Raw genomic sequence first — 22,769 nt, forward strand, 5'->3', positions numbered from 1 at the left:
CTTGTGTAATTAATGCGCAGTTGCAATCGAATTGATCTGGTCTATCTTGTGGGTGGAGTTGTAACCAGTCACACGGAAGAGACGCAAAATAATAACACTTTGCTCACAAATATTGATGGGCAAAAGCAGATAAAAAGACGAGGACAACCCAATGAAAAAATCCATTATCTTACTCATAGCAGGCTTACTTAGCGGCGCAACGCAGGCTGCAGTAAGTGGCTACCCTGTTGTACTGGTACACGGTTTTCAACCTGATAATTTGGCCAGCCGGCCAACAGGTAACCAGGTCACCACAAATGGCGCAGAATACTGGGCACAATACTGGCGAGACCGCGCTGATGTGCGCATTGACTGGCCATCACAGGAACGTGTCGCCGGTAAAATTGCCAGTGATTATGTTTGGCCGAAATTACAACAAATGTCGCGAAATGGTACCTGTGCCAGTGGCTGTATTTTTGTTAGTCATTCTACGGGTGATTTAGTGACCCGCTATATTATCGACAACCAGGCATTGTGGCTGCAAAACGCCGGCCTGCAACCGCTAAATATTGTCGCCAGTTTTGATTTTGCTGGTGCCGGTGGTGGTGTAGAGCTTGCTGACTTAGCGGTTAATGTTGCCAGTGGAGGTGGCTTAATTGATGGAGCGCTGCGGTTAGCTATTTCACTATGGTTGGGACAAATTCCTTCGCCATCAAATATTGGTGTGTTAAATGATCTGCGGGTCAATAGCGCGCGACAACTGGCTGCATTCCCTGACGATCGTGTCCCTCGTTTACGTTTTGTCGGCGCGGGTTCAGACTTCTTGGGCGCAACAGGTGGCTTTTTACCCGGAGAGGACGATGGTGTAGTCGCCAGCCACTCCAGCTGCGGTGCTTCTTCGGTGGCTAGCTTTAACAGTTGTTCTCGCAGTGTTGCGATGGACGGTAAACTAGCCTCAGTAAGCGGCCCAAGTAGCTTTATGCCATATCACTATCCCATGTTAATGAGCGAAGGCTATAGCCACAGCGATATGATTAACAACAGCGCCAAAGATGAAATAACTGCAGCAAATAGCCGTGGCAGTTATCTTAATGGCGACACTCTGCAATTTAATACCTACGATGAGAAACGCGGCTGGTGGATTTTTAGCTCGAGATATCGTGTGGTAAGTAACTCAAATAACACCAGTATGTCCGCTTTAGTGTATCAGGCAGCGAACTAAACCGATATGAAGTGGATGTTTGTCACTGCAATTTCCCTGCTGGCGTTGCTGGCAGGGTATGTCTATTTTAGCGCTGAACCGGCAAAAAATGAGCCTGCGCAGCACCTTTTAACGACTAAAGTGTTGGAGCCAGAAACAAAGCAAGTAGCCAAAAAGTCAGAGCCTAAACCAGCACATATCGAAGTAACTGAAACCATACCGGAGCCCATAAGCCAAAGCTTTCAATTACTGGCGAAAGCGTATGCCAGTGATCTTGAAATGCCTGCATACTCGCGGCCATTAAGCGCGGACGATAAGCATCTGCTTGAGCCCAATACTTATGTGCCACAAGCTGTGACATTAGAAGGCGGCGCCAGTGCCAGTATTGTGTTGTCACAATATCGCTATAGTTATCCGCAAGCCATTGATGTCAGGTTAGAGGTGCAGGGGTTAGCCGTGTCCGCAGTTACTGTGCAACTGCAAGCGGAGTCTGTTGGAAGCGACGACATATTAGCAAATGACGGCATGCTGCAAAGCACCCAAGGCTGGACGGCACAGCTTGATGCAGAACCTGAATGGGATGGCCCGCTGCAGGTCAGTGTGACATTTCATGCCAATGGTAAGCAACAAACATTAAAAACCGGCATAGTGTATAGCAACCCGGTTGCTACAATCACGGGGGTTGACACTAGCCAAAGTGGCGGTAGTGACATGCTGATCCCAGTACAACTTGACGTAAAACAAGCGGGTTATTATCGGCTACGTGCTAATTTGTATACTGAAGACAACCAACCTATTGCTTTGTTGACGAACACGGAAAAGTTATCTGCCGGTACAACTGAAATTACGCTACGTGCATATAAAGCGGTATTAAAACATCAAAGTGGGCCCTATTTACTCGGAAGCTTTGTGCTAGAGCGCCGTCCCGCGATCCCTGGTGAAGCGACCCGTTATGGCGATAGTGACAAGCCCTTTTATCAACTGGAGTATTTTGCTTTAGAGCAATTAACAGATGAGCCCTGGCAACCTGATGCCGCAGAGCAGCAGCGCTTGCAGTTTTTACAAAAAATGGCCGGGCAACAGTAACGGATATAGTTTTATGGCCGGTGTTTGGCCAGTTTTCGTTGCAAGGTGCGCCGGTGCATGCCCAGCAACTCTGCGGTGCGGCTGATATTACCGTTTTGCTCGGACAGCACGCGGTTAATATGCTCCCATTCCAGTTGATCAGGTGATAGCACTGCGGCTGTGTCTTGCATAGTGTGGGTAATGGCTTGAGATTCACTACGAAGGGCCTGTTCCAATTGCAACAAATCGACCGGTTTGGTCAGATAATCATCGGCGCCCAGCTTTACCGCCTGCACCGCATTGGCAATACTGGCATAGCCGGTTAGCAACACAATACGGCAAGCTGGTAGCGCCTGGCGCAGCGGCGCAATAAAGCTTAAGCCTGACTGGCTGGCAAAGCGTAAATCTAATAAATAGGTATCAGCTTGCTGTGCAGTCAGCTGATCTGTAGTAACGGCCTCTGCAAAGCTGACTACGGTAAAACCGCGTTGGCTAAAGCGGCGCGACAGCGCATTAAGCAGCGCGATATCATCATCCACTATGACCAGCTTCATGCGGCAGGCTCCGTTTGCGGGCGCGGCATCGTAATCAGTGTTAAGGTGCCGTTGCCGGCATTTTGCCGGCGCACACTACCGCTTAAGCGCTCAATCGACATATTGGCAAGAAACTGACCTATGCCTAAGCCTTGCTCACTTTGCTGCGGCAGTTTACCCAGTTCAGCAAGCCGGCTATCAGATAGGCCTTCGCCAAAATCGCGTACCTGCAGGCTTAAACCGCTGCTGTCCAGGCTTAGTTGCAGCTCTAGCTGATTACTGTTGTTAGCCAGGCTAGCGTCAGCCGCGTTATCGAGAATGTTTAGTAGCGCTGCTGTAAAACCTTGACTATCAGCCAGGCTAAAATCTTCTGCATGTAAATTACGTTGAATGCCAAGACAGATTTCCGGCCGGCTGTTAAGCCAGCGGGTAACCGCCTGCTCGATTTGCTGGCATAGCGGTGCGGTGCTGTTCTCTTCACGTAGACTGCCTGCATCGCTACGCAGTTGCTGTACTATTTGTTGACAGCGCTGTAGCTGCTGCTTTAACTCCTGAACTGCTGGCTCTGTCGTGTCCAGTTCATCGGCTAGCAGCTGTATAGTTTGTATAGGACTGGCTAAATCATGCGCCGCATTGGCAGCAAAGGTGGCTAAGGCTAGTATTTGCTCGTTACGAATTTGCTGTTGTTGTAACTCGCTGATCTTTCTTGATTTTACCCGGTTTAATTCAGCCTGAGCGCTGATAAACCAGCTAATTAGCAAGGCAGATATGGTGAAGGCCCACCACATTTGCTGCATATGCTGGCTAAAGCCGTCGCTGTTATGCTGCGCATGCATGCCATGGCCCGTGTGGCTGGCATGGGCGGCTTGCTCCGCGGTTTGCGTCAGCAACGTATCGATATCCGGAATATGTAAATCGCCCACTTGCAATAGCATGCTATAGCCAGCAATGGCCAGCAGAGCAATAAAATAACAGCTGCGTCCGGGCAGCATTACTGCGGCCACCGCCACCGGTAACAACAGCATAGCCACCAAGCCATTGCTAACGCCGCCGCTTAAGGTCAGTAAACAGGTGAGCAGCAGAATATCCAGCGTGCAGCACAGTAGGTAAATTACCTTTAACGGCATTTTACTGGCTGCCAGCCAGTAAGGCAGTAAATTGGTGCAAATATGGGTTAACAGTAACAAGCCTAGCAGGGGCCAGGAGCTTACCGGGTAATGTAGCAGCCAGCCAGCGGAAAGGGCGACAGTTGCAAACCCGAGCAGGCCCCAGCGAAACTGCACAAAGTGTTTAAGCTGATGTTGCTCAGAAAGTTCAGTGGCAATAATAAGTTGTCTGGCCATAGCGAAGCATTACCTGCTACGAAAAAATACGGCTGCCAGGCAGCCGTTTGCAAAATGTCAGAAGAGACTAAACCATCGCAGCGGTAATGTCATTCTGAGTGTGATAAGTGTAAAGCCAACAGCAGCTTATGTCGCTGTGGCAAATTGTCGCAGTGTTTTGCCAGGCTATTTACGCCGCAAGCGCATGGTAAAACCAATATCGTGCAGTACTGTGTCGGCGCCAATAATGCGTTTTAATGGCATAGCGAAACTAAGCCTTCGGCAATAGTCTGCGATGGCTGTATCAACGCTGCGTTGCCAGCTGGCAGCTTGCTGGTTTGAACTCAGTAAACAACAAGGCACTCATGCTACCTGCTCCGCAGTAAACGGGTTGGGCAGCAGCTGCCAGTGCTGTTCGCCTTGCGCTAACTCAGCGTCAGTTAACAGGCAGGCTTCAAGCTCGGCCAGCATGGCGGTTTTATCCAGTTGCTGACCTATAAACACCAATTCCTGACGCCGATCGCCGTAAGGTTCGGCCCAGCTTTGCATAATTGCCTCTTGCAGCTCTGGCTCTTGCGGCCACTCTGCTTTTAGCACTGCCTGCCAGAATAAACCGGCCATATTATAGCGGGCAATGCCACCGGCCTGATGCCACAACCAGGCATGTTGCGGCGTGCTGGCCAGCCAGAAATAACCTTTAGAGCGCAGCAGGCGGCCGGCAGGCCAATCCTGATGTAAAAAAGCATGAAACCGCTGCGGATGAAACGGCTTACGTGCAGTAAAGGCAAAGCTGCTGATACCGTATTCTTCGGTTTCTGGCGTGTGTTCGCCGCGTAGTTCCGCCAGCCAGCCTGGCGCTTGTTGTGCCTGTTCAAAATTAAATAAGCCGGTATTCAGTATTTGGCTTAACTCAACTTTGCCGTTATCGGCACGAATAATTCGGGCGCGGCTATTTAAGCTACATAATATCGCGCTAAGACGTTGCAGTTGTTGTGACGTAATTAAGTCGGTTTTGCTGATAACCAACACATCACAAAACTCAACCTGCTCTATCAGTAAATCAGCGACGCTGCGATCGTCGTCTTCGCCTAAGCTTTCGCCACGCTCGGAGAGATCTTGGGCGGCGTCATAATCAGCCATAAAGTTGACTGCATCCACCACCGTAACCAGGGTGTCTAATCTGGCAATATCGGCCAGGCTCTGGCCGTCTTCATGCTCAAAGGTAAAGGTTTCAGCTATAGGTAACGGCTCGGAGATACCGGTCGATTCAATCAGCAGATAATCAAAACGGCCGGCTTTGGCCAGTTTGCCGACTTCCAGCAGCAAATCTTCACGCAAGGTGCAGCAAATACAGCCGTTGCTCATTTCTACCAGCTTTTCTTCAGCGCGGTTAAGGCTGACTTCTTTATTAAGCTGGTTGGCGTCGATATTAACGTCGCTCATATCGTTAACGATAACCGCTACTCGCAAGCCGTCGCGGTTATGCAGTATATGGTTAAGCAGGGTAGTTTTGCCGGCCCCTAAAAAGCCGGACAATACCGTTACCGGCAGGCGTGTATCGGGTGTGATGTTAGCTGGCAGCATCTTGTGGCCCTCGCAGTTTGTGCAGCAGTTTACGGTTAAATAAATGGGCGCTAATAAGCAGCAAACCGCCGCTTAGTGATAGCGCTGTTTCGGCTTCGTGTGGCGCAAGCAAGGAGGCAACCAGAACTAAGAAGCCGCTTAAGCCCAGTGCAAAAGGCGCTTTACGCTTGTGTACACACCAGCCGCCCGGCAGGCTCCATGCTAGTAACACACTAATTGGCAACAGCATCAGATAGTGAAACCACTCAGAGCTAAACATACCCAACAACAAGCCGGAACTGGCCAGTGCCAGCAGTACTGGCGTGGCCAGGCAATGCACAACACAGAGGCCGGATAAAGTAGCCGCTATCAAATCTTTCATACAACCTCGCTTAATACGGCACGGTTAGCAGCTATGCCGTTTAGATTATTCACCGTGCACAGTAGTTTTGTTGTCGTAAGCATTGCAGCGCACTGCAAAAATGTTATAACATCACAATATTAAAAATATGTTATAACGTAACACTTAGATCGTCAAATCGATTGATCAGGTTGTGACAGCGAATGGCTAACATGGAGTGACAATGTTTAAACCGACTCTGTTAACCGCAGCAGTGTTTGCTGCTTTAACGTCAACGGCTTACGCCGACAGTATTAAAGGTACCGTTACAGATGCCGCCGGTAAACCAGTAGCGAATGCCCGGGTGCAGCTAATGGGCACTAATGGTGAAACGCGCACCGACGAGCAGGGGCGTTTTGTGTTGGCTAACGTCAATGCCGGTGAAGCTGAGCTGCATATAGAGGCTAGCCGTTTTGCTCATCGTGATGTGCATGTCGAGGTACCTGCGCAGGGGTTGGCTAACCTGAGCGTGGTATTATTAACCACGACTATTGAAACTATTGATGTAAAAGCCAGCCCATTTCATGCCTCGGCTACCGAATCATCATTGCCGGTAAGTGTGCTGGCTGGTGATGCCCTGAAAATGCGTCAGGCGGCCACGCTGGGCGACACCTTGAAGAATGAAGTGGGTGTGCATTCTAACTTTTACGGCGGCGTAACCAGCAGCCCCATTATCCGTGGTTTAGACGGCCCGCGTGTGCTCATTACGCAAAATGGTCTGGATGCCGGTGATGCGTCGCGCGTTGGCCCGGATCACAGTGTGGCAAGTGAAACCAGTACCGCCACTCAGATTGAAGTGCTGCGCGGCCCAGCCACCTTGTTTTATGGTAGCGGTGCAATTGGTGGTGTAGTCAATGTCGTTGACGAGCGTGTACCCACTGATAACAACACGCGTGCGGAGTGGATGCTGCAGCGTGAGTCTGTGAATAATGAAAAGTTAGCGGCGGGTTCAATAGTGACAGGCGCATATAACATCGCTGTGTATGCTGATGCCTTCTGGCGTGATAACGGCGAATACCGTATTCCTGGTTTTGCTGAAGTTGAGCCGGATGCTGACGCGGTAGCTGGTGTAGTTGAAAATACCGCCGCTACAGCGAAAGGTTTTACGTTGGGCGGCAGCTATTTACTCGATAACGGCTACATTGGTTTATCTTATGGCCGGTTAGACCGCGAGTATGGCATTCCTGGCCATGCGCATGGTGGTCATGAAGAACATGATGACCACGACGAGAACGCTGATGAGCATAGTGAGCATGAGGAAGACGCGGTGTTTGCCGACCTTACTCAACACCGTGTGCAGCTGCTGAGTGAGCTGAGTTTCTCTACTGGTTTGATCCGGGCAGTAAACAGCCGGTTTGCATTCACCGACTATGAACATGCTGAGATTGAAGCGGGTATAGTGGGTACCACATTCAACAATCAGAGTTCAGAAGCACGCATTGAAGTGTTACACCGCACTTATCAGGGATGGCGCGGAGGTGTAAGCCTGCACTATAAACACAGCGATTTCGATGCCATAGGTGAAGAAGCTTTTACACCACCGTCTGAAACAGAAATGTTGGCATTGGGTTGGGTGGAAGAGCGGCACTTTGGCCCCTGGCTAGTGCAATTAGGTGCGCGGGTTGAGCGGATTACGATTGATGCAACTGATGTATTACTGCCGGATATCGGTGCCCATGGCGATGATGAACACGATCACGAGCATGACCATGATGCAGAGGTAATCCGGGTATTTGATGTGAGCCAAAAGTTTACGCCTTATAGCTTATCAGCCGGAGCAGTATGGGATTTTGCCGAAGGTTATAACCTGGGCGTGTCGCTGTCACGTTCGCAGCGGGCAGCCTCAGCATCTGAATTGTTGTCATTTGGCCCACATATTGGCACCGCTTCTTATGAAGTAGGTGCAATGTTTACGCTGGATGATAACGAATTTGTATTAAATACCAAACCGATTGAGCTGGAGGTGGCCAATAATCTGGATATTACGCTGCGTAAATTCAGCGGTAATACCGGTTTTGTCTTGAACGCCTTCTACAACCAGGTAGATAACTACTATTACCAGCAAAACACCGGCTTATTTGCCGAAGATGGCCATGATCATGGCGATGAACATGACCACGGCGATGAGCATGATCACAGTGGCGAGCTGCCGGTTTATCTATTTACCGCGGCGGATGTCACCTTGAACGGTTTGGAAGCCCAGTATGTCTGGCAAATTAATGCGCCGTTCAAATTAACCCTGCAAGGCGATTACATCCGAGCCCGTTTAAATGGCGGAGGCGATTTACCGCGTACGCCGCCGCTGCGTTTTGCAGCTGAACTGGCTTACGAACAGGATGCTGTTAGTGCCGATCTGCGCGCTACCCGTTATATGAAGCAGGATAAAACCTCCGGGCTGGAAACCGCAACTGACGGCTATACCCTGCTTGATGCCAGCGTCAGCTACCGGTTTGATGTTGGCTCATCACAGCTAACAGCTTACCTGAAAGGGCAAAACCTGACTGACGAAGATGCGCGAGTGCATACCTCATTTTTAAAAGATATCGCCCCGCTACCGGGCCGCACTGTTGCGCTGGGCGTGCGCGGTAGTTTCTGATTTTTTGCCGCAGGTACGCTGGTTCCTGCCCTGCGGCAACTTTTTATTTTACACGGAGATTTTATGTTACAAGCTCAATTAAAGGCAAAATTTAGTTTGGTTGCGTTGCTGGTCGCCACTTCCATGTTAGCTGCGTGTGGTGACAGTACCACTAACATCGTAGAAAAAGAGCCAATAGCAGTAGATGATGATCATGACGATGATCACGACCACGATCATGATGAAATTAGCAGCGCAGGCCGGTTGGTCATTTCGGCCAAGGATTCAAACCTTGTGTCGGTATACGAACTGGAAGATGGTAGCCTGTTAGATACTTTTGCCGTAGCTGATACGCCTTCTGCACTGGCCGCGTCTGCCGGTAAACGCTATGCCCTGGTCGTACAGCGCACTACCGACAGAGTAGAGTTTGTGGATGGTGGTTTATTCCAAGAAGATCATGTTGATCATCTGCATCCTTACCAGCAAGCACCTGCATTAAGCAGTTTTGTTCTTAGTGACAGCCGGCCGACACACATTACCAGTACTGACAGTCAGACTGCGGTATTTTTTGACGGTGATGCCGCAAGCTCTACACCTGCGGCAGTAGCGGTGATTACCGATGCGGATATTACTACCGATAGCAATGGTTATCCTGTGCTGAATTACAGCATCCATATGCATGGTGCTGCTCAGGCGCGCGGCGAGTATTTGATTTCGACACTTCGAGATGCCGACAGCGCGACGACGTTACCGGATAAAGTGGCGCTGTATCATGGCCATGATGATCACTTTGATGAAGAATTAATATTTGACGAGCTATGTCCAGGCTTACATGGCAGTGCGCAAAACGCAAACTTCATCAGCTTTGGCTGTACTGATGGCGTGCTGTTGATAGCGCAAGATGGCGACACCTTTACTGCCAGTAAGCTGGAGAATACTGAAGATTTTAGCGACGCTATGCGTATTGGTACTCTGATAGGTGATATGCACGCTGATCACTTTGTTGGCTTTGCCGGTGCCAGTATGTTTGCTATTCATGCTGAAGACGGTGAAATGGAGCTGGTAGACTGGCAGAGTAGTGAGGAGGCCGGCGTTATAGGCTATGGCTTTGCCGATAAAGGCGAAAAATTTGTCCTGCTGGATAACCAAGGCTATTTGACCATTTTGCACTACCACGGCCACGAGCATGAAGGTGCTGCTACTGCGGCGGAAGAAGCGGCGTTTGAGTTTGCCGCGAAAGTCCAACTGACCAGTGCGGATCTTAGCACTATGCCTACTGGCAGCCGCTTTGAATTAGCTATTTCAGCCAGTGACGATAAAGCCTATGTGCTAAACCCGATTGACAGTAGCTTGTTAACCGTAGACCTTAAAGATGCTGAAGTTGTTACGACGAAACAGCTAAACTTTGTCCCGCACAAGCTTGTGTGGTTAGGCATTGCTGAACCAGCTGCCCATGACCATTAACTAGGTTGTGTTAAATTCATTACCTAAAAAAGCCGTTAAGCGATGTTTAACGGCTTTTTTAATGTAATAATCTGAATCTCGTTGAGAACTATTCGTATTTATGCTTATATGGCGTAAATTTTATGCTATCTATCTGCTGGGAGTATCAGTATGAAACCACGTTACGCATTAAGCTTATTGGGCGCCGCTATTGTTAGCGTATTAGGTAACATTAGCGCAGTGCAGGCAGCGGAGGTAAATATTTACTCTGCCAGACAGGAAGAGCTAATCAAACCACTGCTAGATAAATTTAGCCGTGAAACGGGCATTACTATTAACCTGATTACCGGTAAGCCTGATGAATTGATCAGTCGTATGGTAAGTGAGGGCCGTAACAGCCCGGCAGATATACTGATTAGTACTGATGTGGGCCGTTTGTCCCGGGCAAAGCAGCAGGGTGTGCTGCAAAGTGTCGAGTCGGATGTGTTAGCAGAAACTATCCCAGCATCATTGCGAGACCCGATGAATCAATGGTTTGGTTTAACCATGCGTGCCCGGCCTATTTTATATGTACCTGGCAAAGTTTCCCCCTCTGAGCTATCAACCTATGAAGATTTAGCCAGTCCGAAATGGCGCGGCCGAATTTGCATTCGTTCTTCTGATAATATTTATAATCAATCGATGACGGCAAGCATGATTGCTAATGACGGCGCTGACGCGGCGGAAAGTTGGGCTAAAGGGTTAGTGGCTAATTTCGCTCGTCCGCCCAAAGGCGGCGATCGTGACCAAATTAAAGCCGCCGCAGCGGGCATCTGTGATATTGCCATTGCCAACACCTATTATCTTGGCGGTATGTTAGCCGATGAAAAAGAGAAAGCCGCAGCTGACGCCGTTAAGGTGTTTTGGCCAAACCAAGACGGGCGAGGCACACATATCAACATTTCCGGTGCCGGTGTGGCTAAATATGCGCCCAACAAAGCCGAAGCGATAAAGCTTTTAGAGTACATGACCACCACCGATGCCCAACAATGGTACGCCGACACCAACCACGAATATCCTATTCGGGCTGATGTTAAGGCTAGCGAGATTTTACAAGGCTTTGGTGAATTTAAGGCAGACCAGTTACAATTGGAAAAACTGGGTGAATTAAACGCTGACGCGATACGGGTAATGGACCGCGCTGGCTGGAAGTAATTATTGAACGTTGTATGTTGTAGCAGGACCCAGGCCAGATGATACGCGGATGGCGTGATATCTGGCGGTGGTCGGTATTGTTGCCAGCCGCTGTGCTGGCCGTGCCGGTATTGGTTATTTTTGCCAGTATTGGCTATCCGCAACCTGACGTTTGGTTGCACTTGCGCCAAACCGTGTTGGCGGATTACGTTATAAACTCCTTGCTGCTGGCCGGTGGTACAGGCATCGGTGCCCTGTTAATGGGCACTTCAACAGCGTGGATTATTTCTCAATATCAGTTTATTGGCCGGCGTTATCTGCGTTGGCTATTGTTACTGCCGTTGGCGATGCCAGCCTATATTATTGCTTACACCTATACCGGGATGCTGGATTTTGCCGGGCCGTTGCAAACAATATTACGGGAACAGTTTGGTTGGCGTTATGGCGACTACTGGTTTCCTGAGGTCCGCTCACTAGGCGGCGCAATACTTATGCTATCACTGGTGCTATACCCCTATGTATACATGCTGGCACGCACGGCTTTTCTCGAGCAGTCTGCATCACTATTTGAAGCCAGTCGTACCTTAGGGTTTACGCCACGACAGCACTTTTGGAAAGTGGCCTTACCGTTAGCGCGGCCAGCCATTCTTACCGGTACCGCGCTGGCGATGATGGAGGCGTTTGCGGACTATGGCACGGTGCAGTATTTTGGTGTCACCACCTTTACCACCGGCATTTTTCGTACCTGGTTTGGCATGGGGAATCAGGTTGCTGCTGCACAATTGGCGGCGCTGCTTACCAGTTTTGTCTTGCTGTTATTAGTGCTTGAGCGTTGGTCAAGACGGAAAATTCGTTACTACTATCAAGGCCAGCATCGACATTCTCATGCTAGACGGCCAGTGAATCTTGCCCATCAGCTTCTACTATTAACTCTGTGTTTAATGCCAGTACTGTTAGGCTTTATTGTGCCAGCTATTCAGTTAATTAGTTGGGCACTGACCAACTACCAGGTAACACTAAACCATGAATTTGGCGTACTGGTTTGGAACAGCTTTACCTTAGCCGCCATGGCTGCCGTTATTTCTGTGCTGCTGGCGCTGTTATTTGCTTATGGCAAACGGCTGCGTCGTGACGTTATGGTGCAAGTACCGGTGCGTATTGCTGCGTTGGGTTATGCCGTACCGGGTACTGTTATCGCAATTGGCGTAATGTTGCCGTTAGCCTGGGTAGATGGCCGCATAGATTTGCTGGCGGAGCAGTGGTTTGGCGTGCGCACCGGGCTTATTTTTTCCGGTACCTTATTCGCACTACTATTAGCCTACAGCGTGCGCTTTCTTGCTGTGTCACTTCACAGCGTTGAAGCCGGCCTGGAACGCATTAAACCCAGTATGGATAATGCCGCACGTTCTTTGGGCTATAAACCTTTGCACGTGCTGCAAAAAATTCATCTGCCACTGTTACGTACCAGTGTATTAACGGCATTGTTGCTGGTATTTGTTGATGTACTCAAAGAGTTACCCGCCACGCTTATTTTGCGACCGTTTAACTTCAATACCCTGGCGGTGCGCACCTACGAGCTGGCGTCAGACGAGCGCTTAGCCGATGCTGCCTTGCCCGCATTGGCTATTGTTTTGGTAAGCTTATTGCCTGTAATAGTATTGGCACGCTCGGTAGACTCAAGTATTAAAGGAAAGCCTTAATGTTGAATTTGCAACAGGTTGCTGTGGCGTACAGTGGAAACACGGTTGTTAAAGACATCAGTTTATCGCTAGCCAAAGGCCAGATTGGCTGTTTAGTGGGGCCTTCAGGGTGTGGCAAAACCACTTTACTGCGTGCAATTGCTGGCTTTGAGGCTGTGTGTGCCGGCAGCATTAGCTTGCAAGGCAACATAGTGAGCAATGCCGAGCAGCAACTTCCACCCGAGTTACGCCAGGTGGGAATGGTGTTTCAGGATTTTGCCTTATTTCCACATCTCAGTGTGGCGAACAATATTAGCTTTGGCTTGCGCCATGTAAGTAAAAGCGTCAAAGCCACTAAAGTGAAGCAGTTGCTGCAGCTGGTGGGGTTGCCGGATTTGGGCCAGCGCTATATTCATCAGTTATCCGGCGGCCAACAGCAGCGCGTCGCGTTAGCACGCGCACTGGCACCAGAACCTAACGTATTGTTACTGGACGAGCCGTTTTCCAGTTTGGACACCGAACTGCGAGAAGGTTTAGCTCGCGAGATCCGGCAAATATTGCAACAACTGCAAATCACCGCAGTAATGGTAACGCATGATCAAAATGAAGCCTTTGCAATGGCTGATATGATAGGTGTTATGGCTCAGGGACGTTTGCAACAATGGGCCACCCCGTATGAGCTTTATCATAAACCCGCCAGTCGTTTTGTCGCCGACTTTATTGGTCGGGGCGTGTTATTACCGGGTACTGTTTTGGCCGCGCAGCAGGTTCAAACCAGCCTGGGCATATTCCAGCAGCGGTATGTCAGTAGTTTGCAGCCGGGCGACAAGGTTGACGTGTTAATACGGCCGGACGATATTGTTCACGATGATAGTAGCAGTGTTACCGCACAGGTAGCAGACAAAGCCTTTCGTGGCTCACATATTTTGTATCAGTTAAAGCTCGACAGTGGCGAGCAGGTACAGTGTCTGGCACTAAGCCATCATAATCATGCAATGGGCGAGCATATTGGTATTCGGCTCGATTTAGACCATTTGGTGTTGTTCCCGAGAGACCATTAGTAAGGTTGTGCAGATATAACAACCGTGACGAACTGGCTTATTTCTCAAGATCAACAGTACATTTTGTCTGCTGTTTTGCCCGGAATTGTTGCGGCGATACACCATTCTCCCGCCGAAAGGCACGGCCAAAATTAGCCGGATCGGCATAACCAAGCAAAAAACCAATTTGCTGCACCGGCAGGGCCGTTGTTAACAGATAATGGGTCGCCATTTGCTGACGCCAGTCTGTAATTAGCTGGTGGTAACTGGTTTGCTCGTTGTCCAGACGTCGGCGCAGTGTGCGGCTGGACATGGCAAACTCGGCGGCAATTTTTTCTATACAGGGAACCCGCCCTTTAGTGCGGCCCAGCATAAGCCTGATTAACCCGGCAATACTCTGGCTTTGCTGCCAGCGCTGCAATTCTTGCTCGCATTGGGCGCTAAGTTGGTTTTGTACTTGCCGGTCAGCCCAGGGACAGGGGATTGCCAGGTCTGCGGCATCAAAAATAAAGCGGTGTTGTGGTTGGGCGAAACGAACTGGGCAGGGAAAAAATGCCTGATACAATGCACTGTAGCCTGGTTCTGCAAAGGCAAATTGCACCTGACGCAGGCGATATTTGTGTCCGGTAACAAAGTCCAGCGTAGCATGCAAGGTCACAGCAAAGGTTTCTACCACAAATTGGCGAATGTCTGCCAACGGATGCAGTTCTTCCAGCGTTAGATGCACTTGCTGTTGGTTCTGGCGCATACTAAGTGTCAGTAGTGGGCTACGAGTGGCGGTATACTTGCAAATAAGTTGCAAGGCTTCATGCATGTTAACGCTGCTGATTGCAGCTAACCCCAACATACCATGAGTATTAATGGTTAGCTGGCTGCCCAGATAAAGTCCTAATGCCGGTTCATTTATTTCGTTACAGCAGAGCTGAATTACGGCATGAAACTGTTGCCAGCTTAGCGTGGCATTTATCTGATTTGGACCCTCTGGTGGCAGCCCTGCTTTAGCTAGCACCGCCTCAACGTTGCCACCACGGCTTTGCAGCAAATCCAGCAAGTTACGCACATAGTGGCTAGGCAATGTTACCTCATTACCGAGGGTATTGCTGTTAACGGCTGTGCTGTTTGCCTCGGGATGAGTAAGCCGATACTGGCTTAAACCGCTGCTACTTACCATGGCACTATGTAACCTCTTAATGCTGTACTCAAACCCAGTTTATGTAGTGTACCTTACCCGCTTTGATGTCAGTATTATTTGTCCGAAAATGACCAGAAGTTGGCTGCTATAACACTGCCGTTAGTGCTTACGATGTCATACGCTTATAGCCTGAATTCTTGCGGGTTGGCGTCGATGATAAAATATTTAAAATTCAGTTTGTTTCATTTGCTTACACTGCCGTTTTTGCTGGGTATCGGCTTGGGTGGCAATTGGAAGGCGCTGGGCTTTATTGTGGTGTTGCTGGTTGTGGTGTTTGGCGATGTGCTAATGGGTGATGATCTTAGCGAGCCAGCGTATGCTCACACCTGGCTGTTGAATGCACAGCTCTATAGCGCTTTAGTCTTTATTGCGATGATTTTTGTCATGTTGTTGTGGAGCGTGGCAGAAAATGACGTGTTTGGGATTGGACAGTTTATTCACCACTATACAGGCTACGATGCGTTGGCGGCACGTGCTGGGAATCAGTGGTGGCACTTTATCCCGGTGTGGCTTGGCGCCGGACTGTTAATTGCAATAGTGGGTACTGTGCCAGCGCACGAGCTGACACACCGCACGGCAGATCGTTTTGCCATGTTAATTGGCCGTTGGTTACTGGCTTTTAGCTGGGATTGTGCTTTTGCAATCGAGCATGTGTATGGCCATCACCGTTATGTTGCTACCTTAAAAGACCCTGCAAGTGCGCCGCGAGGAAGAAATGTGTACCAGCACATCATTATTTCTACTGTGGCAGGTAATATCAGTGCCTGGGCAATTGAGAGGCAGCGCTTAACGCAGTTAAACCTGGCGGTGTACAGTTACCATAACCGATATTTACGCGGCATTGTGATGTCTTTACTGTTAAGTGTAGTGGCGTTGACTCTGGCGGGTTGGCAAGGGTTATTGTTATTTAGTGCTTGCGCTTTGCTTGCCAAGGCTTTGTTAGAAGTGGTTAATTATATTGAACATTATGGCATTGAGCGTCAGCCTAAGCAGCCTGTACGGCCTTATCATAGCTGGAATAGTACTAAGCGCATTAGCAGTTGGGCCAGCTTTAACCTAACCCGGCATTCGCATCATCATGCCAGAGCACAATTGCCGTTTTATCAATTAAAAGCCATGCCTGATGAACCGAATTTACCTACCGGTTATTTAGGGTCCATTTTGCTGGCGCTGATCCCGCCATTATGGTTTCATTTAATGACGCCAAAATTACAACAATGGGATGCACGTTATGGTCAGAAGTGTGAGGCTAAGGATTAAATTGCAGCGCTGTGCTCAACATGCCAGCGCTGCATCAAAACATCAAAAGATGTAAAACAAAAGAGGTTACATTACTTCGTCGGGTTCGGCGAATTCTGGGGTAGTAGCACGAACATGTTTGTCGCGTAATTTGCCTACTACCGAACTTAATTTACGCTGCATTTTGTCGGCAGCACCGGTTAATGCTTGGTTTACTGTAGCGGCATGTTCGGTTATCGCTACCGGATCCAAGCCTTCAAAGCGGGCTTCCAGCATGCAGCGTTTATCACTGCCATCATGCTTGGTGTTGCCATTCTCATCACTAAAATGCACTTCAATCCGCGTTATGTGGTCAGCAAATCGGCTGAGTTTGTTTTGCAATGTATCGCGAACAATTTCTGCCAGCCGCTCATCGGCCTGAATATTACGATCACTGTTAATTTGAATTTGCATAGCTTACTCCTGTTGTTAACTCTGTGGCGTGTTAGGCCTAACTAACAGACCTCGCCTACATGGATTAGTTTCCACTTGCTGATACATATCTGGAGACTATACGTGGCGTATTCAATAGCTAAATTAGCTTTTGTTATCGAGTAACGGATTAACATATTGCACGCACTTAAGTATTGGGGGAGTTAGGTATAAAAACAGGGAGCCCAAAACAGCAGCTCCCACCAGGAAAAGTTGAATGAAAATTACTGCAAGAAAAGTTGTATTTTATTCGCGACCGCTTCTATACCCACGACACCATCTAAATGGCCCCAGTCGCCCGGAATTTCAGCATATTGGGGCGGATTGCCTGCGGCATTCATAGCGGAAGCGCTTTGCTTACTAAGATAGGGCGGTAACAGTAAGTCACCGGTTGCCGGTAAGAATAACGTTTTAGCCTGAACTTTAGCGACCGCCTGTTGCCAGCTGTCCCCCATGCCAGCACGCCATAGCTGCGATGCTCTGACTAAATACAAAATGTGATTAGCATCCTGATAGGTTGCCCGAACTTTGGCATGTTGCATGAGTTCGTCCCACGCAGTAAGGCTGGCGCGAATATCTTGCAAAGCGGCTTTATCTGCAACGGGAGAGGGGTAGCGCAGGTTAAAGCCCACCGGATGCACGGCATCCTGAGTAATATAGGCTAAAGTCGTGGTTAAGCCCTGAATCGGTTGACCTTTGTCGTAGTAATCGCCATTGTTCCACGCTGGGTCGACTTTTATCGGGTAAGCCCAGCGCTCAAGTTTCACTGCGCCAAAGGTGTCAATAAAGGCACTGCCTATTACCGGTATTAAGCGCTCGACGCGCTCCGGGTATCGCACTGCCCATTCAATCGCTTGAAACGACCCCATTGACGGGCCAATAACGGCATACAATTTAGTAATGCCGAGGCTATCAAGCAGGGCTTTTTGCACCTCAACAAAATCGCCAATGGTAACCACGGGAAAGGTTAAACCATAAGGCTTGCCTGTAGCAGGGGAAATAGTCGCAGGCCCTGTTGTAATAACATTGGGGTCAAATACATTGGCATTAACTAAGGTATCACTGCTAATAACATAAAATTTATTCGTGTCGATGGCTTTACCCGGGCCAATAATGCTGTCCCAATAACCCGGTACGGCATCTGTTGCTTGGTATTTACCGGCCGCATGACTGGTGCCAGAGAAATAGTGGGTAATTAATATTACATTAGACTTGTCTGCATTAAGCTTGCCATAGGCTTCCCAGCCTATATTAACCGGGGCAATAGTCTGGCCATTCGCTGTAGTAAAGCTATCTAGCGTAAAGCGCTGTTTTTTTACATCTACTGTATTTGCTGCTGCCGTAAAGCCCAAACTTGCCGCTAGCAGTATACTTAATAAAACTCGCATCTATCTTCCTTAAAACCACTGAAATAACAGTATTGCCAGAGCTGTGCCCAATACCGGCACCAGCACACTCACAACGGCTACTGGCCAATACGCATTTTGATGACTCTCGCCACAGATTGCACGAATAGTGGTAACCACGTAACCGTTATGCGGCAACGAGTCTAACGCACCGGAGGAAATGGCAACGACACGGTGCAGTTGTTCGGCATCGACACCCCGGTCGAGATAATGCGGGGCAATTTCGGGTAACGCAATAGCTTGCCCACCCGATGCCGAGCCGGTTAAACCCGCGATAGCACTTACTGCTACTGCAGCGCCAAGCAATTCCGGCCCAGGCAGGTGGGTCATGTAATCTACTACATTGCTAAACGCCGGTGTTAACTTTGCAACAGAGCCAAACCCAACCACTGCCGCTGTGTTACCTATGGCTAATAACGCACCTAATACCCCTTCGTTAGTTGCTGCTGCTGGGTTATGTAAAAAACGAAAATTAAGCAAATACAAACTGACCACACCGCCGCTAAGCGCAACAATAAGCGCGGCTTGCTGCAGGCTATCGTGTAGCATATAAGACAACAGTAACACCACACCTAGCGGAATAATGCCCATTAGCGGGTTAGGCAGGGCGCGGGAGGTTATTTCCGGGTCACTGGCGCGCTGGTTAAACTGTTCGCCCTGTTTTACGGCGCGGTTTATCATCCACATCAGCAATGTATAGCCACTTATCGCCATAAAAATGGCCACCACGATGCTAACTTGCCAGCCAGCATAGGGCGAAGTATGTAAATATTGAATTGGGATCCAGTTTTGAATTTCCGGCGAACCAGCAGATGTCATGGTAAAGGTTACTGAGCCCAACGCCAGTGCCGCCGGAATAAAACGTCTGGGTAAGTTTGCGCCTTTAAATAAGCTCACCGCCATGGGGTAGGCAGAAAACGCCACCACAAACACACTAACGCCGCCGTAGGTTAGCACGGCACAGGACAGCACAACGGCCAGAACCGCTTTACCTTGCCCCAGTTTTTTTACGATAGCCAGCGCCACTGCATCAGCAGCGCCGGTATGTTCCATGAGTTTACCGAACAAAGAACCGAGCAAAAACATTAAAAACCAGGCTGCGACAAAGCCAGAGAAACCCGACATATAACCGTGCACGAAGTCGAGCTTGTCGCTTATCTGCCAAAATGGAATACCATTGGTTACCGCCACCAGCAACGCACACAATGGTGCAGTAATAAACAGGTTAAAGCCGCGCATGGTCAACACGATTAGTAGCCCAAGCCCAGCCATTAATCCGATAAGACTCAACATCTCGTTATCCTTATTTTCATTTTCGTTTAGTCTGATACAGGACTGCAGTCATCACCATAGTACTAAGGTACAGGTTAAAAATTCTGCGTTTGCGCCTACAGTAAGGCTACACAAATAAAAACAAAAGATGCGAACCCAAACAGCAGGAGAGCCAAGATGGCCCATAACTATAATACTGATGCACCGCACAAGTTTAGCCGAACCTTACTTAAACCCAGTTTATTGGCGCTGGCGATCAGCAGTAGCTTCGCTGGCATGGCTCTGGCGCAAGACGGTACACCAGGTGCAGATGAAGAAGCCAAGCTGGAGCGTATTGAAGTTACTGCCCGCCGTACCATTGAAAACCTGCAGGAAGTTCCGGTGGCCGTAACCTCAATTGGCGCAGCCGACTTAGCCGAGCGCGGTATTGCTACCGTGGTAGAACTTCAACAATTCTCACCTAACACCACCTTGCAGCAAAGCCGGGGTACTAACTCTACCTTAACCGCTTTTATTCGCGGCGTAGGTCAGGAAGACCCTCTATGGGGTTACGAGCCGGGTGTGGGTATTTATGTTGACGATATTTATGTTGCACGGCCACAAGGTGCTGTGCTGGATATTTTAAACGTTGAGCGTATTGAAGTGCTACGCGGCCCACAGGGCACGCTGTATGGTAAAAACACTATTGGTGGTGCTGTTAAGTACGTTACCAAGGAAATGAGCGGAGATACCGAGTTTGCCGTCAACGTTACTGCCGGTTCCTATAAACAAGGTGACGTAAAACTGACCGGTCAAATACCGCTAATCGATAATCAGCTTTATTTAGGTTTTGGTTATGCCAACTTACAACGCGATGGTTATGGTAACTTTTTAACGTCTGCCTTGGCGGGGCAAGATGGCGAGAACTATAACAAAGACTTGCAGGCTTACCGCTTTACCTTGGAATACCGGCCGAGCGACGCTGTTTTTATACGACTGAATTACGATAAGACCGAAGACGATTCTAACGCCAAAGGCGGTTACCGCTTATTACCCAGCTTGTTAACCGATGCACCTGTTCCGGATAGTGTATATGATTCGTACACCAGTATGCCTACCTGGAATACGGTAGACACTGAAGGGGTAGGTCTGACCATTAATTGGGACATCAACGACAACTGGACGTTTAAGTCGATTACCTCTCAGCGTGAAAGTTACTCTAAAACCAACATTGATTTTGACAATACCTCATTGGATATCTTTGATGTCCCCGCCATTTATGATGACGAGCAGTTTACCCAGGAGTTCCAGCTTAACTACCAGACCGACGGCTTTAAAATGGTGTCTGGCGCTTACTACTACACTGCCGACTCTTGTGGTGTTTTCGACGCCATACTGGGTGTGTTGGGTCGAGGGGCATTTGGCACACCTGGCCTGACGCGTGAAGTGGGCGGCTGTAGCAATGGTGACAGCACCGCGCTTTATGCTCAGGGTACCTATGATATTGACGAAAAATGGTCAGTAACGGCCGGTTTACGCTACACCAAAGATGATAAAGATGCATTAGTACGTAATGGCCTTATTTTTGCTAATGTGTATCCAGAGTCGGGTTGGGTGCCGGGCTATGTGCGCCCTGAAGGGTTAACCACACCGGTGGTGTTGGATGACAGCGAAAGCTGGTCTAAAGTGACACCGAAGATTGGTGTTGAGTACCAGCACAGCAACGATATGATGCTATTTGCCAGTTATAGTCAGGGCTTTAAGTCAGGTACCTTTAACCCCCGTGCTACAGTTGCTGAACCTGCCGCGGATCCGGAAGATGTTGATTCATTTGAAGTAGGTATTAAAAGCGACTGGAATGACACCTTACGCATCAATGCTACCTTGTTTATGTTAGATCATAAAGATCGGCAGTATATTTCGGTAATCCCGGACGAAGATGATGCTTCAGCATTAAATCAACGCTTAGGTAACGTTGGCCGCTCAGAAGCCACAGGTGCTGAAGTAGAAGTTACCTGGCGTGCCAGCCGTGAGTTGGAAATTTACGGTAACCTGGGTTTAATTGACGCTAGTTTTGAAGAAGCGGTGTCTTTTATACCCGGTACTGGCCAGGTGGACATATCCGATCGTTTCTCGGTGACTAATACACCTGAAACCACCATGAATGTTGGCTTTAGCTACAACCTGATGACCGATTTTGGTGATGTGATAGTTAACGGTAATTACAATTACCGCAGCGACTATGCCGTGGTGGAGTTAGACAACCTGTTAACGCAAGACGGCTATGGCTTACTGAACCTGGGCGTAACCTGGCTAAGCAGTGATGGTCATTGGAGTATAGCGTTGCATGGTAAAAACCTGACCGACGAAGAATATCTGGTGGGTAACTATGCTTTTATCGCACCAGATCCAGCTAACCCTGGTCAGTATATTCCGGGCTTAGGCGGTGACAATACGTTGATAGGCTACTACGGTGCGCCACGCACAGTAAGTTTGTCAGTTGGTTACCGTTTCTAGTAATAAAACACTTGCCGGGGCGAAAGCCCCGGTTCATCATGGGCGAAAATGCTCAGAACAGACCTTATGATTGCTTTAATTGCTGACGATCACCCGCTGTTTAGGGTGGCCCTTTCTCAAGCTTGCGCCAATATACTGGGTAGCGACGCTCTGCTGCTTCAAGCGCAAAATATGCAACAGCTTTGGCCTTTGCTCAGAGCGCACCCTGATACCAACTTTATTTTCCTTGATCTGAAAATGCCTGGCAGCGATGGCTTTACCGGCTTAACTGCACTGCGCACCGAATACCCCGACGTACCGGTTATTATGGTGTCGGCAGAAGAAGACCCGGTCATTATTAAACAAGCATTGGCATTGGGTGCTGCGGCCTATATTCCAAAATCTGCACCGCTTGAGCTATTAGCCGAAGCGGTAGAGGCTGTGCTAAAGGGCGATGTTTGGTTACCTGCTGAACTGGTAGCAGACGTGAGTAATGCTAAAACCTTAATTGATGATGATTTTGCCGGCAGGCTAGAGCAGCTTACCCCACAGCAGTTTAGGGTGTTAAAAATGATTGCCGATGGTTTGCTCAACAAACAGATTGCCTATGAAATGAATGTGCAGGAAACCACCATTAAACAGCATGTCTCAGCAATATTGCGCAAACTTAACGTTAATAACCGTACATTAGCTGGTATTTTATTCGAAAAACTCCGCTTGCCAGAGAGCTTTTAGGGCGCG

General features: G+C 49.0%; 19 protein-coding genes. 10 read left to right on the forward strand and 9 right to left on the reverse strand.

The genetic code is table 11. The features are described from left to right. The first annotated feature begins 151 nt into the window (after positions 1-151). Both ORJ00_RS08595 and ORJ00_RS08600 read left to right on the forward strand, forming a co-directional pair. On the forward strand, positions 152-1,201 hold the full coding sequence (locus tag ORJ00_RS08595) for a hypothetical protein (protein ID WP_305977353.1): 1,050 nt from the start codon (positions 152-154) through the stop codon (positions 1,199-1,201). 6 nt (positions 1,202-1,207) lie between these two features. Beyond that, positions 1,208-2,266, forward strand: a complete 1,059-nt coding sequence (locus ORJ00_RS08600) for a DUF4785 family immunoglobulin-like domain-containing protein (RefSeq protein ID WP_306139572.1) — start codon at positions 1,208-1,210, stop codon at positions 2,264-2,266. Between the two features lie 11 nt (positions 2,267-2,277). On the opposite strand, the gene ORJ00_RS08605 is transcribed toward ORJ00_RS08600, so the two are convergent. The 5 genes from ORJ00_RS08605 to ORJ00_RS08625 form a co-directional block, all read right to left on the reverse strand. Continuing rightward, entirely contained in the window at positions 2,278-2,799 is a 522-nt protein-coding gene (locus ORJ00_RS08605; protein WP_305977351.1) for a response regulator transcription factor, read from the reverse strand. Continuing rightward, on the reverse strand, positions 2,796-4,121 hold the full coding sequence (locus tag ORJ00_RS08610) for an ATP-binding protein (protein WP_306139573.1): 1,326 nt from the start codon (positions 4,119-4,121) through the stop codon (positions 2,796-2,798). Before ORJ00_RS08610 ends, ORJ00_RS08605 begins: the two co-directional genes overlap by 4 nt. Positions 4,122-4,286: 165 nt before the next feature. Continuing rightward, positions 4,287-4,463 carry a hypothetical protein gene (locus ORJ00_RS08615; RefSeq protein ID WP_306125747.1) on the reverse strand — a complete coding sequence of 59 codons (177 nt, stop codon included), beginning with the start codon at positions 4,461-4,463 and terminating at the stop codon, positions 4,287-4,289. Next, positions 4,464-5,684: a zinc metallochaperone GTPase ZigA gene (zigA, locus tag ORJ00_RS08620; RefSeq protein ID WP_306139574.1), complete on the reverse strand. Its 1,221-nt coding sequence runs from the start codon at positions 5,682-5,684 to the stop codon at positions 4,464-4,466. Continuing rightward, positions 5,671-6,045, reverse strand: coding sequence for a MerC domain-containing protein (locus tag ORJ00_RS08625; protein WP_027671391.1), 375 nt, complete (start codon positions 6,043-6,045; stop codon positions 5,671-5,673). Before ORJ00_RS08625 ends, zigA begins: the two co-directional genes overlap by 14 nt. 202 nt (positions 6,046-6,247) lie before the next feature. Here ORJ00_RS08625 and ORJ00_RS08630 point away from each other — a divergent pair, with 202 nt between their 5' ends. From ORJ00_RS08630 to ORJ00_RS08650, 5 genes are all read left to right on the forward strand, one after another. After that, on the forward strand, positions 6,248-8,659 hold the full coding sequence (locus tag ORJ00_RS08630; protein ID WP_306139576.1) for a TonB-dependent receptor: 2,412 nt from the start codon (positions 6,248-6,250) through the stop codon (positions 8,657-8,659). A gap of 63 nt (positions 8,660-8,722) precedes the next feature. Further along, positions 8,723-10,102: a 5-methyltetrahydrofolate--homocysteine methyltransferase gene (locus ORJ00_RS08635; protein WP_306139578.1), complete on the forward strand. Its 1,380-nt coding sequence runs from the start codon at positions 8,723-8,725 to the stop codon at positions 10,100-10,102. Between the two features lie 144 nt (positions 10,103-10,246). Continuing rightward, positions 10,247-11,275 carry a Fe(3+) ABC transporter substrate-binding protein gene (locus ORJ00_RS08640; protein ID WP_370302729.1) on the forward strand — a complete coding sequence of 343 codons (1,029 nt, stop codon included), beginning with the start codon at positions 10,247-10,249 and terminating at the stop codon, positions 11,273-11,275. 38 nt (positions 11,276-11,313) lie between these two features. Continuing rightward, positions 11,314-12,954 carry an ABC transporter permease gene (locus tag ORJ00_RS08645; protein WP_306139579.1) on the forward strand — a complete coding sequence of 547 codons (1,641 nt, stop codon included), beginning with the start codon at positions 11,314-11,316 and terminating at the stop codon, positions 12,952-12,954. Further along, positions 12,954-13,994, forward strand: coding sequence for an ABC transporter ATP-binding protein (locus tag ORJ00_RS08650; protein ID WP_306125743.1), 1,041 nt, complete (start codon positions 12,954-12,956; stop codon positions 13,992-13,994). Before ORJ00_RS08645 ends, ORJ00_RS08650 begins: the two co-directional genes overlap by 1 nt. 37 nt (positions 13,995-14,031) lie before the next feature. Here ORJ00_RS08650 and ORJ00_RS08655 read toward each other — a convergent pair whose 3' ends face one another. After that, complete coding sequence (locus ORJ00_RS08655; RefSeq protein ID WP_306139580.1) at positions 14,032-15,144, reverse strand: AraC family transcriptional regulator; 1,113 nt, start codon at positions 15,142-15,144, stop codon at positions 14,032-14,034. Positions 15,145-15,318: 174 nt separating this feature from the next. On the opposite strand from ORJ00_RS08655, the gene ORJ00_RS08660 reads away from it, so the two are divergent. After that, complete coding sequence (locus ORJ00_RS08660; protein ID WP_306125741.1) at positions 15,319-16,425, forward strand: alkane 1-monooxygenase; 1,107 nt, start codon at positions 15,319-15,321, stop codon at positions 16,423-16,425. Positions 16,426-16,491: 66 nt separating this feature from the next. Here ORJ00_RS08660 and ORJ00_RS08665 read toward each other — a convergent pair whose 3' ends face one another. The 3 genes from ORJ00_RS08665 to ORJ00_RS08675 form a co-directional block, all read right to left on the reverse strand. Next, on the reverse strand, positions 16,492-16,857 hold the full coding sequence (locus ORJ00_RS08665) for an HPF/RaiA family ribosome-associated protein (RefSeq protein WP_306125740.1): 366 nt from the start codon (positions 16,855-16,857) through the stop codon (positions 16,492-16,494). A 242-nt stretch (positions 16,858-17,099) separates the two neighbouring features. Continuing rightward, positions 17,100-18,263, reverse strand: a complete 1,164-nt coding sequence (locus tag ORJ00_RS08670; protein WP_027671383.1) for an E22 family MetX-like putative esterase — start codon at positions 18,261-18,263, stop codon at positions 17,100-17,102. A 9-nt stretch (positions 18,264-18,272) separates the two neighbouring features. Next, positions 18,273-19,574 carry a GntP family permease gene (locus ORJ00_RS08675; RefSeq protein WP_306139581.1) on the reverse strand — a complete coding sequence of 434 codons (1,302 nt, stop codon included), beginning with the start codon at positions 19,572-19,574 and terminating at the stop codon, positions 18,273-18,275. 156 nt (positions 19,575-19,730) lie between these two features. Between ORJ00_RS08675 and ORJ00_RS08680 the strand changes: the two genes are divergently transcribed. Then, entirely contained in the window at positions 19,731-22,049 is a 2,319-nt protein-coding gene (locus ORJ00_RS08680; protein ID WP_305975498.1) for a TonB-dependent receptor, read from the forward strand. A 66-nt stretch (positions 22,050-22,115) separates the two neighbouring features. Beyond that, the gene (locus ORJ00_RS08685) at positions 22,116-22,763 is read left to right on the forward strand and encodes a response regulator transcription factor (RefSeq protein ID WP_306139582.1); all 648 of its coding nucleotides are present in this window, start codon (positions 22,116-22,118) and stop codon (positions 22,761-22,763) included. The last annotated feature ends 6 nt before the right edge of the window (positions 22,764-22,769 follow it).

It is taken from the genome of Rheinheimera baltica, from assembly GCF_030731985.1.
Lineage (GTDB): Bacteria > Pseudomonadota > Gammaproteobacteria > Enterobacterales > Alteromonadaceae > Alishewanella > Alishewanella baltica.

Coding starts and splice junctions, on each gene's coding strand:
- zigA (WP_306139574.1), bottom strand. CDS start 5,684: ATGCTGCCAGCTAACATCACACCCGATACACGCCTGCCGGTAACGGTA.
- ORJ00_RS08675 (WP_306139581.1), bottom strand. CDS start 19,574: ATGTTGAGTCTTATCGGATTAATGGCTGGGCTTGGGCTACTAATCGTG.
- ORJ00_RS08635 (WP_306139578.1), top strand. CDS start 8,723: ATGTTACAAGCTCAATTAAAGGCAAAATTTAGTTTGGTTGCGTTGCTG.
- ORJ00_RS08650 (WP_306125743.1), top strand. CDS start 12,954: ATGTTGAATTTGCAACAGGTTGCTGTGGCGTACAGTGGAAACACGGTT.
- ORJ00_RS08595 (WP_305977353.1), top strand. CDS start 152: ATGAAAAAATCCATTATCTTACTCATAGCAGGCTTACTTAGCGGCGCA.
- ORJ00_RS08630 (WP_306139576.1), top strand. CDS start 6,248: ATGTTTAAACCGACTCTGTTAACCGCAGCAGTGTTTGCTGCTTTAACG.
- ORJ00_RS08605 (WP_305977351.1), bottom strand. CDS start 2,799: ATGAAGCTGGTCATAGTGGATGATGATATCGCGCTGCTTAATGCGCTG.
- ORJ00_RS08685 (WP_306139582.1), top strand. CDS start 22,116: ATGATTGCTTTAATTGCTGACGATCACCCGCTGTTTAGGGTGGCCCTT.
- ORJ00_RS08600 (WP_306139572.1), top strand. CDS start 1,208: ATGAAGTGGATGTTTGTCACTGCAATTTCCCTGCTGGCGTTGCTGGCA.
- ORJ00_RS08660 (WP_306125741.1), top strand. CDS start 15,319: ATGATAAAATATTTAAAATTCAGTTTGTTTCATTTGCTTACACTGCCG.
- ORJ00_RS08655 (WP_306139580.1), bottom strand. CDS start 15,144: ATGGTAAGTAGCAGCGGTTTAAGCCAGTATCGGCTTACTCATCCCGAG.
- ORJ00_RS08645 (WP_306139579.1), top strand. CDS start 11,314: ATGATACGCGGATGGCGTGATATCTGGCGGTGGTCGGTATTGTTGCCA.
- ORJ00_RS08670 (WP_027671383.1), bottom strand. CDS start 18,263: ATGCGAGTTTTATTAAGTATACTGCTAGCGGCAAGTTTGGGCTTTACG.
- ORJ00_RS08610 (WP_306139573.1), bottom strand. CDS start 4,121: ATGGCCAGACAACTTATTATTGCCACTGAACTTTCTGAGCAACATCAG.
- ORJ00_RS08665 (WP_306125740.1), bottom strand. CDS start 16,857: ATGCAAATTCAAATTAACAGTGATCGTAATATTCAGGCCGATGAGCGG.
- ORJ00_RS08680 (WP_305975498.1), top strand. CDS start 19,731: ATGGCCCATAACTATAATACTGATGCACCGCACAAGTTTAGCCGAACC.
- ORJ00_RS08625 (WP_027671391.1), bottom strand. CDS start 6,045: ATGAAAGATTTGATAGCGGCTACTTTATCCGGCCTCTGTGTTGTGCAT.